Annotated in this window: 7 protein-coding genes; 1 reads left to right on the forward strand and 6 read right to left on the reverse strand. The window is 56.2% G+C overall.

Features of this window, described 5'->3' with window-relative positions; genetic code table 11:
* Positions 1 to 41: 41 nt before the first annotated feature.
* From ABD971_RS12740 to ABD971_RS12765, 6 genes are all read right to left on the reverse strand, one after another.
* Complete coding sequence (locus ABD971_RS12740; RefSeq protein WP_345322578.1) at positions 42 to 491, reverse strand: DUF6916 family protein; 450 nt, start codon at positions 489 to 491, stop codon at positions 42 to 44.
* Positions 492 to 551: 60 nt separating this feature from the next.
* Positions 552 to 1,064, reverse strand: a complete 513-nt coding sequence (locus ABD971_RS12745) for a phage tail protein (RefSeq protein WP_345322580.1) — start codon at positions 1,062 to 1,064, stop codon at positions 552 to 554.
* A 28-nt stretch (positions 1,065 to 1,092) separates the two neighbouring features.
* Positions 1,093 to 1,614 (reverse strand): phage tail protein, encoded by a 522-nt coding sequence (locus ABD971_RS12750; RefSeq protein WP_345322582.1) that lies wholly within the window; start codon positions 1,612 to 1,614, stop codon positions 1,093 to 1,095.
* A 37-nt stretch (positions 1,615 to 1,651) separates the two neighbouring features.
* Positions 1,652 to 2,191: a phage tail protein gene (locus ABD971_RS12755; RefSeq protein ID WP_345322584.1), complete on the reverse strand. Its 540-nt coding sequence runs from the start codon at positions 2,189 to 2,191 to the stop codon at positions 1,652 to 1,654.
* A gap of 59 nt (positions 2,192 to 2,250) precedes the next feature.
* Positions 2,251 to 2,616 (reverse strand): DUF6916 family protein, encoded by a 366-nt coding sequence (locus tag ABD971_RS12760; RefSeq protein WP_345322586.1) that lies wholly within the window; start codon positions 2,614 to 2,616, stop codon positions 2,251 to 2,253.
* Between the two features lie 72 nt (positions 2,617 to 2,688).
* Positions 2,689 to 9,171, reverse strand: coding sequence for a beta strand repeat-containing protein (locus ABD971_RS12765; protein ID WP_345322588.1), 6,483 nt, complete (start codon positions 9,169 to 9,171; stop codon positions 2,689 to 2,691).
* A 1,572-nt stretch (positions 9,172 to 10,743) separates the two neighbouring features.
* Here ABD971_RS12765 and ABD971_RS12770 point away from each other — a divergent pair.
* Positions 10,744 to 11,823, forward strand: coding sequence for a fatty acid desaturase family protein (locus tag ABD971_RS12770; protein WP_345322590.1), 1,080 nt, complete (start codon positions 10,744 to 10,746; stop codon positions 11,821 to 11,823).
* Positions 11,824 to 12,489 lie beyond the last annotated feature (666 nt).

Here is a 12,489-nt window from a genome sequence, read left to right on the forward strand (position 1 = left end):
ACTATGAGAATCGAGTAACGGTCCGATCACCAAGTCGTTCGCTAATTCACCACAACCTCATAGCGAATACGCGCGGCGCCGGGGGGGGTGGTTTGATTAAGCAACATGTCAATCGCTGGCATGCCGGTGGTCTGAAAACGATGCGTCTGGCTCTCGAGACGTTCGTTGTTTTGCGGCGAAAAGACTAAGGAGTAGCCGCGGGGACGCAGATGTCCAGGACGCTGTGGGTCGTGCCGGTGAGGAATCACCTGTTCGAGCACCAGCGTGGCGTGTTGTCTCGATCGGACACCGTAGGAATTTTCAACGTGAAAACTCTGGCCGATCCGTTCGCAGAAGTCAGCGGCCGTCATGCCCGCTCGCGACTGCGGCGGTGGAACAACATCTTCGCTTGCGGTACCGCGAGGAGCTTGAACTGCCGCAGCACAGGTGGCCGCAATCGCGGTGGTGGTTACAAGGAAGTCACGGCGAGGCGTTTTTTTCTCGAGAGACATCAAACTTACTCCTGTATTGTTTTTCATTAACTCATCACAAGTGCAATCCGTTGCCGCCGATCAGGCTCGACTCGGATACCTACCTGTTAGCGCGATGATGTAACTTAGGGCCAAGTAGGGCTGCATATTGTCGTGGGGTTGATTGCCACCTTGATTTTCAAGCGACCGGTCGGACATCGGCTGGGCATTCCCAGCCGCGGCGTAGATTCCATTTTGCCCGGTATAGTTTCCTGCGGAATCGTTATCCTCACCTTCCGCTTCGCCGCTGGCCGTCAGCCGATGGTTGTGATTGGGCATCTCCGTTTCGGTAAGGGTGACAGTTTCAACGCCTCCTCTTTCGCCTAATCTGCGATCGTTTAGACCGGGACCACGGCCTGGATGCATCGGTGCGCGGCCTTGCAAATTGGGCAGTGCGGTTGTGGTTCGCCCATCACCGCCGTAGGTCGTCCCAATGAGTGAAAACAAGGCGGTGTTTTGGCTAATCGGCAGCAGTTGACCGTTGCAAAATGCGTAGCCACGGGGAGCGAAGTTACCGGCAAAGATTTTGACTTCCGCAACAAAGGGCTCAGACATGTTCGAGTTCCAAAATAGGGGGGCGGGTTTAGGTACGAGATGGATAAAGGCCAACGAGCGAAACAATGAAGTGAATGCACAAAAACGGCATGAGATTCGTGTGCGATTGACTGCCTCCCTTGGGCACAACGACGGCGTTATGCAGTTGCTGGGATCCATCGTCGACATTGTCGACATAGATATCGGATTGTGCCTGTGCCAGCAGTGCACCGGAGGGCGAGCCAGAATTGCCAACCGCACTGGTCGCTTTCCACTGGTGCCGATGCGGTGGAATTTGGGGCGTGGACAAGGTCACAGTTTCCGCTCCCGACTTGGTTCCTAAGCGTCGTTCGTCTAACCCAGGCCCGTTGCCAGCATGCATGGCAAGTCGGCCACGCAGGTCGGGCAAGCCGAACGTCGTCCGGCCGTCGCCCCCATAGATCGTTCCGAACAACGAAAACAGCGCATCGTGGTTTGAGATGGGCAACAATTGACCGTCACAAAACGCCCAGCCGCGCGGGGCAAAATTCCCAGCGAACATCGCAATTTGACCGACGTAGGGTTCCGACATCGTAAATTCTCCGGATTCGATTTAAATGGGTGAAGGCTCAGTTTCGAGACGGGAACTGACCTTGAAGTGCAATGATAAAATTGACGGCAAGGTAGGGCTGCTCATTCAGATGAGATTGCCCTCCGCCGACGACGGAAGAGTTCACGGTATTGCCTTCGTTTGCCAAATCGACGAGCGGCGACGAGGCTGCGTTGTTGTAAATATTTTGGGCCACGGTCGCGAGCATTGCATCGTCTGGGTCATTGGTGGTGGCCGTGTTTCCGCTGCCCATCACCGTGTGCGTGTGAGCCGGTATCTGGCCCAACGTCAGCGTGACATTTTGCGATCCCGCTTTGTGTCCTAACGGATGATTCGTGCTGCCGGTCGTTTCGCTATTGCCAACATGAATCGGCACACGGCCTCGCAATTCGGGCAACGCAAACGTACTGCGGCCATCGCCGCCGTAAGTCGTGCCAAGAAGCGAATACAACGATTGGTTCTGGTTAATCGGCAGGATCTGACCATCGCAAAATGCGTTGCCTCGGGGAGGGAAGCTAAACCCCACGATTCGCACTTCCGCCAAAAAGGGCTCGGACATGAAGGTGTTCCTGTTCTGTTGGAGGGGAATGAAACGCTTTGAACGGGTTGAGCCCGCCGTCAAGTGGGACTGGCAAAAACGGCTTCGTAAAGGATCCCCTCGCCATCTTGGCTGGGACCGATCGGTACCAGGAACAAGCGGTGGGTTTCGAGTTGCTCGTGTTCCAATGCGTACGAGGCTTGAGGCAAATAGTTAGCCAGCGATGCGCCGGAGTCGTGAAAGACTAAACAAAAGTTGGTGGCATCCTCGGATTGATTCTGAGGACTTGCACTGGCCTCGACCAGCTGAACCGAACGTGAATCCCCCGAGTCGAGCCGAATCACGAAACGGTCATCGAGATGTTTCGTAAACGTGCTGAGAACGAAGCCGGGGCGATTGTCCAACACCGGTGTTTCTGTATCCGCGGATTGATTTCGAACACTCATCAGGAATTCATACCTCTATCAAGTCGTGGGTTACCAATTCTGGTTTGCGAAGACCTCGTCATGAGCGGTCGGTTAACGGCGTGTTCCGATTTCGAGCGAGTCAGACATCAGCCCTTCGTCTGCATGTTGCAGCCCTAACGCGTGACCGATCTCGTGCATCACCACCGACAACAAGTCAATCCGACCGGCGGCTTCACCGCGGCTGGCCTGGTACTGATTGCCGCCCTGGTCAACATCAAACTCGTTGTCATCACTTGGGATGGCGTCGACGTACCAGCCATAGCCTGCGGCGTCCGCGTCGATCCGGATGCTCGATACAAAGGTTTCGCCGAGTCGGGCATCGTCAAGATCGGCAATCGCGAAGGTGACGGTTCCCAACAATTGCATCTGGGACGCCGACAGCCCGACAGCGGCAAACCGCGATTTCGCCTCATCCACAACCCTGGTCAAGTCCGCTGCGGTTAAACTGGCGGCGGCCCCCGCTGCTTGTCCACCGTCCGCCATCAACGCAGGACTGCCCGCGTGCGTCGGGGTGGGACACGCCGCGGCGCCAAAGCTTGGCGTGCCCGCAATGGTGACGTTGATGGTGGGGATGCCGTTGGCCGACGCCAGCGTTGCCTGATCCGCTTGCACGATACTCAGCTGTGCATCCACACCGCTTGCCCCGTCTTCATCGACCACGACCGTTCCGGCACCCGCATTGAGTATGTTTCCGGACATATTCAAACACAGCAGCGACGGGCCATGACCGTTGCCGGTATTGACGCCGTCTTCGGAGTCGGCTTCCAATTCGTCGCCGCTGCCCAAATTCACCAGGTTGTTTCCGGTCACGGTGGCATTGAGTGTCGCGGCAGGATTGGCACTGGCGCCATCGGGATTGTCCACCTCGGATTCCAAATCAATCGTCTCGTCGGAGTCGTTGTTGACGATATCATTGCCGCTGATCAGCAGATTCGTCACGATCGGGGTGTTGGGATTCGTTCCGCCACCGTTGACCGTATTGCGTGATTGCACTCGCACCTGAATACCATGTCCGATGATCGGTTGGTCGTCGCCGCCACCGACGGCGCCGTCGGGACCGGTGCCGATGTCGTTGTTGGTGATGCTAATGTTGGCCAATTGGGTTGCGTCACGGATGTAGACAAAAATTGCGTCCTGATTTTGAATATCGTTGATGTCGTTGTCGTCAATGATCACATCCAACGAAGCTGCGTTGTCATCACCAACCACACGAATCCCCTGCTCCTGGTCTACTCCGAAAATCACATTACCACGAATCCTGGCGATCAAGTTCGAGCTGTCATTCGCGACGTAATCCAAAACGCCGACTTGAGTGCTGACCGGCAGTGCGCCGGTTTGCGTGCCGGTGTCGTCAAACACATTGTCTTCGACCACCGTGGTCAACGTCGAAGCGCCGGTCGAGGAAAACGTGACCCGCGATACGCCACCACTCGCCCCGCCATCGATGCCGCCAGTATCGGTATTGAATTGCGAGTTCTTCAGATTGACGGTCAAATTCGAAGTGTCATTCGAAGTGGCCTGGACGCCATCGCCGTTGAGTGAATCAAATGTGGAATTGTTCAGCACGTCGACTCGCATCGTCGAGTTGCCGTGGGCTTGAACGATAATGCCGTCGTTCCCTCCCGATGGGACGCCAGTGAACAGGGTGTTATTGATTTCAAAGAGGCTGAGATTTGTATTGGTATTGTTAATTGAAATCCCATCGCCGCTGGTGTGCCCGATGCCGGTCACCCGCCCGGCGCGGAACAAGTTGTTGCCTTGAATATTGGTCGCCAACAGTCCATGTTCGGCGAGCGAGTCCCCCGGGCTGTCCAAGTCCATCGACGTGAACGAAATCCCTTGCGTGTTGGTCAACAGAATACCGTGGCTGGTGCTATTGGCGATCGTGCCGCCCGAACCGTTTTGCGTGTTGCTTCCGTCGCCGGTGATCGTAAAATTCCCCGTCGTGTTGTTGATCACAATGCCATTGGTTGCGCCGTCAGAGGAAACACTGGTCAAGGTCACGCCAAGATTGACGGGCAGGCCGACAATATTGACTGCAGTGGAAGCTCCGGAATCGATCGTTCCCGTGGCGACCTGAAAACTTCCCGAGACGCCGACCAAATCGATTCCCGCTGCGTTGCTCGATGAGATCTCGTCAAAACTGACGTCCAGTGTTCCTGAGGTTCCGATATCGACTCCGGCGCCGCTGCCAGTAATGGAAACGTCGCTGATCGTCAACGATCCCACCGCGCCGCCGGAGATCCCTGTGCCGGTGGTGTTGCCGACGTCCACGCCGCGAATCGTATTTCCCTGGGCCAAGTTGATTCCGTTGGTGGCCGAAGTGATCACTGGCGCGGTTCCATCGACGCCGGGCAGGTCGCGAGAATCGGTCGGCTCGGTAACCTCTAGCAGCGTCGCAGTCGAGTCGACCACGATGACAAAAATGACAGGCCCACTAACGGCCCCTTCGCCGATCACGATCGTGTTGTTGTCCAGATTTAACGGACCGGTATAGCTGCCCTCGGCAATAAAAACTTTGTCGCCATCGGCAGCAACGCCGTGATAGTCGGGAAACGTGGTGAAGGGATCGCTTAGCGTGCCGACGTTACCCGATCCGCTAGGCGTGGCATCGATGAACCAAACCAGATCGGTACCGAACGTCAAATTCACCGTCGCGGTGGTGGCGGTATCAAGCTCGTAAGTGAACGAATCCGCCAGCAGATTGCCCGCATTCGGTTCGTACAAGAAGCTGCCGTCCGCTTGCACCGTGACGGTGCCATGGGTGGTCGCGGTGGCAATGCCGACGTTGGCTCCGCCGTTCACTGCGGTCACTGCGGCGGGACCACCGGAATCATTGCTCAACAAGCCATTGGCTGCCGGAACGTCCAGCCCGACGTTGCCGATGATGCCGCTGTAGGAATCGTCCACCGCCATGGATTCGGGATCGACGTCGGTCACCGTCACGGTGATGTCTTGAAAATCGGTCAGTGCCGGACCGGGACCGCTATCGGTGACCGTGACTTGAACTTCGTAATTATTGTCACCGTTGTCATCAGCGGGTGTTTCAAAGTCGGGCGCGACTGTAAACGTCAGCAACCCCGTCGCCGTATTAAGCGTAAAGAAGCTGTTGTCGGAGCCACCACCGCCGACCGTGGTAAAACTATAAGTCAGTCCGGCACCTTCACTGTCGTTGTCGTCCGTCGACTGAACATCGGTAACCGGGGTGCTGTTTTCGGCAACGTCAATTGCCGCAGTGGCTCCCCCGCCGTCGCTGGTGATGACAGGCGGGTCATTCTCGATCACGTCGGTGACGGTGACCGTAATGTCCTGCATATCGGTCAACAAACCAGAGTCAGTCACGGTGACTTGGACTTCGTAATCGTTGTCACCGTTGTCGTCAGCGGGTGTTTCAAAGTCGGGCGCGACTGTAAACGTCAGCACCCCCGTCGCTGTGTTTAGCGTAAAGAAGCTGTTGTCGGTGCCACCACCACCGACCATGGTCAGACTATAAGTCAGCCCGGAACCCTCGCTGTCGGTGTCGTCGCTGGCATTGACGTTGGTGACCGCCGTGGTGTTTTCAGCCACACCCACGGCAGCCGTGGCTCCGCCGCCGTCGCTGGTAATCACCGGTGCTTCGTTGACATTTGTCACGGTCACCGCAATGTCCTGAACGTCACTCAGGTTCGGTACCCCGTCATCGGTCACGGTGACCTGGACGTCATAAACATTGTCGCCATCAAAGTCGGCGGGGGTTTCAAAATCGGGTGCGGCGTTGAAGGTCAGAACGCCGCCCGCGGTGATCCCGAATAACCCGGCATCCGCACCCCCGGTGATCGAAAACGTCAGGCTTTGGGCGGGCAAGTCTTCATCGCTAGCGGTGACCGTGGTGACTGCGGTTTGGTTTTCTGCGGCATCGACCGCCGCGGTGGCGCCGCCTCCATCGCTGGTGATCACCGGGGCATCATTGGCATCGGTCACGGTTACCGCGATGTCTTGAACGTCGCTCAGGTTCGGTACCCCGTCATCGGTTACGGTGACCTGGACGTCATAAACATTGTCGCCATCGAAGTCGGCAGGATTTTCAAAATCGGGTGCAGCGTTGAAGGTCAGGATGCCGCCCGCGGTGATCCCAAATAACGCGGCATCGGCACCCCCGGTGATCGAAAACGTCAATGTTTGGGCGGGCAAGTCCTCGTCTGTGGCGGTGACCGTCGTGACTGCGATTTGGTTTTCTGCGGCGTCGACCGCCGCGGTGGCGCCGCCTCCGTCGCTGGTGATCACCGGGGCGTCGTTGACGTTGGTAACGGTCACCGCGATGGCTTGGATATCGGTCAGGTTAGGCACCCCGTCGTCGGTCACAGTGACCTCGACGTCATAAACATTGTCGCCGCCCGTGTCGGCAGGATTTTCAAAATCGGGTGCGGCGTTGAAGGTCAGGATGCCGCCCGCGGTGATCCCGAACAACCCGGCATCCGCCCCCCCGGTGATCGAAAACGTCAGGTTTTGGGCGGGTAAGTCCTCGTCAGTCGCGGTGACCGTGGTGACCGCAGTTTGGTTTTCCGCGGCATCGACTGCCGCGGTGACGCCGCCACCGTCGCTGGTGATCACCGGTGCGTCGTTGACGTCATCCACCGTGACCGAGATGAGTTGAGAATCGCTCAGGCCACCGGAATCGGTCACCGTGACTTCGACTTCGTAGGTGCCATCGGCACCGTTGTCAGTCGGATTCTCAAAATTGGGAGCCGAATTGAACGTCAAAAATCCGCTGCTGCTACTGACGCTAAATAACGTCGCGTCCGCACCGCCGGTGATGGCGTAGCTCAATCCGGCGCCCTCGACATCGCCATCGGGATCCGTTGAATTCACATCCGTGACAAACGTTTGATTCTCATCCGCGTTGACGCTGGCTGTATCACCGCCGCCATCGCTAACGATTTCGGGAGGCCGATTTTGCACGGCGACGTGAATGCCGTCGATCGGCAGGCTGCCAATGTCGTTTTTCGTCGAATCCAACAGCCGCTGCGGGATGACTGGAGAAAAGATATCGGCTCCGGTGCCGCTCAAACCAGGAACAGAATAGTTGCCGTTCGTGTTGACAAAAGTATCCAGACCGACCGGATCGATCCAAATCCCGGTCACATCTTCGGAGGTGGCATTCAGTCCAACCGACGCTCCATTTTGGAAAATCGAAAATGTGCCGGCCGTGGTCGCGCCCAACAAGGTGTCGTTGAACATCAACAGATCGCGACTGTTGCCCGTGACAGTGCCGCTGCTTCCCGGAACACTAAAGTCACCGTTAGTGCTGATCACCAGATTGCCTGACACCGGATCGATCGCGATCCCGTCGACATTCTCATAATAGCCGTCCAAGCCCACGTCCGATCCGTCAAAGATCATGGTAAAGGTGCCCGACGTGTTTTCGCCCAGCGTGCCGGTAAACCGTACAATGTCGCTTCCCTCAACCAAGCCAATCCCAGGCAGCGATTGTGACGACCCGAGACTGAACAAAATCTGGGTGTCCGATTCGACCACGAAGCCGTCGACATCCATTGTGACGCCCACATCGGAGCCATCAAAGAACATCGAAGTGGATCCGGTCGTCGAGTCGAATCGCAAAATGTCGTCATCCGAGTAACTGACACCGCCAAGCGATCCGCCCCCTTCACTGCTGAAGAAAAAGTCGAGTCCCTGGAAAACTTCGTTGCCGACAAAGTCTCCGATTTGAACCCCGTCAAGGTTGGTTGTCGGCAACCCAAGCGAGCCAACGTCGACCGCCAAGGTGATCGAATTCGCCGTCGTGTTGTCGCCCAACGTATTGACATCGACCTCGATGATGTCGTTGAAATCACCACTCAGACCGGGAACGTTAAACGCACCTTTGGTCGTCAGATGCACCAGCGTCGTTGGTCCAACGACTTGCACCGAGGCTCCGAAGATTGCTTCCTGGGACGTGGTCAGACCAATGTCCGAACCATCAAAATAGGTCGACCATGTGCCAACGTTATTGTCGCTGCCCGTGTTGCCGGTAAACAACAACAAGTCCGCGTTCGTGCCCGAAAGATTGCCTGACGATCCAGGAACGATGTAGTTATTGATCGTGCTGATGATCAGGTTGCCGTTTTCGTCCAGCGAGATCGCATCAATGTCTTCGCTGCCGGGGGACAGCCCCACATCGCTGCCATCTAGGTAGAAATCAAAGGTTCCGGAGGTACCGGGCCCAAGTTGGGTCGGGGTAAAGCGGATGATGTCGGAGTCCTCGACACGCCCCAGACCGGGAACTCCCGTGGTCGCGATACTGACACTCAACAGAATCGTGCCATCGTTTTGATTCACATGAAATGCGTCGACGTTTTTGTTAGACAATCCAACATCGCTGCCGTCAAAGTACAGCGACCATTTCCCACTGCTCTGCTCGTAAGCCAAGATGTCTTCGTTGCTGAAATCGATACCGCCAATCGTGCCCCCGGTATCACTGCTGACGAACACCACGTCACCGGCCAAAAGTTGGCGTGACTCGAGCGACTCAATCAGCAGTCTCCTGGCCTTCGCCATTCGGAAACCTCTTTGTTTCCGACGGCGATTTCGCGGGGATGTCACGCGGACTTCAGAAGATCCAATGGCCATCAAGTCAGCTCCGAGTTGGGGGAATTTCGTTGACGCAAAACGGCATGTTTTGGCGGATGACGAAATGAACTGATTCCCCGAATAGACCGCCCCCTCGAGTGGTGTGCAACACCTTCCCCGGAAATTTTCACGAGATATTTATCGCGGCTTTATTAACAAAAACTGATACCAGAACGCGAGACGCTCCATCATCTCGGCCAACAAAACTTCGTTCGGGGGGTGTTTCGCCGATCTCGTTTGCCATCGACCAGTGTGCCGGATCCCGCCGACCCCGCATCGCCAACCGGGCCCACTGACGCGATGGAATCGGGCACTCGCAGCAGAGAGTCAACCGTATTCGTTATTACGAACCAAACCGCCGCGTCTTATGGGTGCCCCCGCGTCCTCCGCGTGCCTGTCCCCGTGTTGCGAGCACGGTGAAAGTCGAGGTTAGATGCCGCGGCGTGAGCGACGCTTACGTGTGGTGTGGTTGGATTGTCGGAGCGAGAGGGACGTCTGCGAACGGCGTTAGATGCAACGTCGGAACTTTCGGCGGGGTTTTGCTGTCGCCCCTTCCGGGGCTTTGCGAATCTAGTTTGGCCAGTGTCCTTGGGCCTCGCGCCCAAGGCTACGTGCTGTCGCCACGTCCGTGGCTGAGAGGCCAGCAATTTTCAATTGTCAATTTCACCTTTTCAATGTTTTGCGGTTACCGGCATGAGAGCGTCCCGAGTACCACAGCGTTCGTCGAAAGGGCAGCGGTTCCGAAACTCTTGACGAGTTCCGCTACGGGAAGATGCGGGGTTCGTGGCATGTTGGCGCTTGTCGAAACTTTTGACGGCTTGTTGATGGAACTTCGGTTTCCACTGCCACGTTGCCCTCCCCGGAAAACTCGCCGAAGGCTCGTTTTCCGACCCTCCCGGCTGCGCCGGGAGGGTGAAGCGTTCCTTGGGCCTCGCGTCCAAGGCTACGTGCTATCGCCACGTCCGTGGCTGAGAGGCCAGCAATTTTCAATTGTCAATTTACAATTTCACCTTTTCAATGCTTTGCGTTTGGTATCACGGCCGACGACGCGGGGTTCGTGGGATGTTGGCGGGTGCCGAAACTCTTGACGAGTTTCGCTACGGGCAACATTGTCGCTCGGCTTTCCGAGCCGCTGGCGTGCGCCGAGATTAGATGCGGCAGCGACAGTCACTGTGCAGAATAACGACAGCACATGATGTTGCGTAGGAACCGGGGTGTCGGAACAAAGTTACCAGAAGACTGCACCGAACACCCACTCGCGAGGGAGCATGGCTCCGTCCTAGCATTCCGAAATCATATATTTTCGATAATGTTTTGTCGGTGAGATCGGACTATCTGGAACACGATGTGCTCACGATCCAGTGCAGAAAAAGAGCTCTTATCTATTCAACGATAGCAGTACAGGATTAATGGCGGATTGGATCCGCCAACAACCACTCTATCCATGTGAATTGTCTGTCCCGTTTATCGGCCTTCACCACGAATCTCGCACCACGACTGATGACCGCAACACGCTCCGCTCACTCCTCGTTTCCCGTCCAAGCACGCCCGATCGTCGCAGACCTGTTTCAGCCCAAACCCCTGCTGTACTGGCTCGATTTCTCGGTCAGCTTGTTGATTGCTTACGGATTTGCCGCGATTTACCTGCAATCGCCGCTGTTCTCGCTGCAACAGTGGATCAGTTGGCCGATTGCCGCTATCGCACTCTACCGCGTGGCATCGTTCATGCACGAAATTGTCCATTTCCGCTCAGGTGAGATGCGTCGTTTTCGTATCGTGTGGGACTTGTTAGCGGGGATCCCAATGTTGACGCCCTCGTTTTTCTACGAGAGTCACAACGACCATCACAATGCACGTCATTACGGTACCCATCAAGACGGCGAATATTTGCCGCTTGGTACGGGACCGCTGCGTCATATTGGTATATTTCTTTTCCAAATACTACTACAACCGATTTTCATTACGTTGCGTTTTTTATTGACACCGCTGACGTTTCTGCACCCCCGACTTCGCCGCTGGACGCTCGAGCGAGCCTCTTCCTTTGTGATCGATTTTCGTTATCGCAGAAAGATTTCTGCTCACGCCCCGCTGCGGGCATGGGCGTTTATGGATTTAGCGTGCAGTTTACGAGCATGGGCGATCTTTGTGCTGTGCGTCGTCGGTATCAATGATTGGAGCCGCGTCCCGCTGCTCTATGCACTCGCTGCCCTGTCGTTGGGGCTCAATCATCTTCGTACACTTGCGGCCCATCGCTACTTGAGCCAGGGGCATGCCGTGTCGCATGAGACTCAAGTCTTTGATTCCACCAACGTCACTGGAGTCGCCGTGTTGACCGAGTTGTTGTTTCCACTGGGGATGCGGTACCACGGACTGCATCACCTCTTTCCCCGTATGCCCTATCACAACTTGGGCATCGCACATCGGCGGTTAATGGAAGCTTTGCCGAGCGATTCGCCGTATCGTGACACGGTATACCCAAGTTGGTTCTCGGTGGTTCGCGAACTCGTTTATCACTCGGCTCAGCATTCCATCGCGACCAAGAGGAGACGAACCAGCGTGCTAAGCGAAACTGTTTCGTAGTAACCTTCGCGAGAAGGTGGTGATTCGCATTTGCGAGTCAACCATCCATGCTCTGGCGAGCGCGACTGCGAAACGCAAGTAATATGCCGCCTCTCAATGTTTCACAACGTCGCGTCTTGGCGTTAGCCACGGTTCCTATCCGCTTAAAACGAGCATCCGGCGGAAGGATTGAAAAAGTAAAATTGACAGTTGAAAAATGGCAAATGAGGCGGGGCGGTGCGTCGAATCCGCCGCGGCAAGCCAGATGGAAGCGGTGACGCGAATGTTGGTGGGTGCCGAAACTTTTGACAAGTTTCGCTACGGGGCATTGTCGCTCGGCTTTCCAAGCCGATGGCGCAGGATGTGGTTGGATTGTCGAAGCGAGGGTGTTTTGGGGACACTGAGAATGGGGCGTTCAACACTGGCGTTTCCAGCTTGGAAAGCTGGCCGACTATGGTGGGTGCCGAAACTTTTGACAAGTTTCGCTACGGGGCATTGTCGCTCGGCTTTCCAAGCCGATGGCGCAGGATGTGGTTGGATTGTCGAAGCGAGGGTGTTTTGGGGGCACTGAGAATGGGGCGTTCAACACTGGCGGTTCCAGCTTGGAAAGCTGGCCGACTATGGTGGGTGCCGAAACTTTTGACAAGTTTCGCTACGGGGCAGTGTCGCTCGGCTTTCCAAGCCGAT

This window comes from Novipirellula rosea (genome assembly GCF_039541335.1).
Taxonomy (GTDB): Bacteria; Planctomycetota; Planctomycetia; order Pirellulales; family Pirellulaceae; genus Novipirellula; species Novipirellula rosea.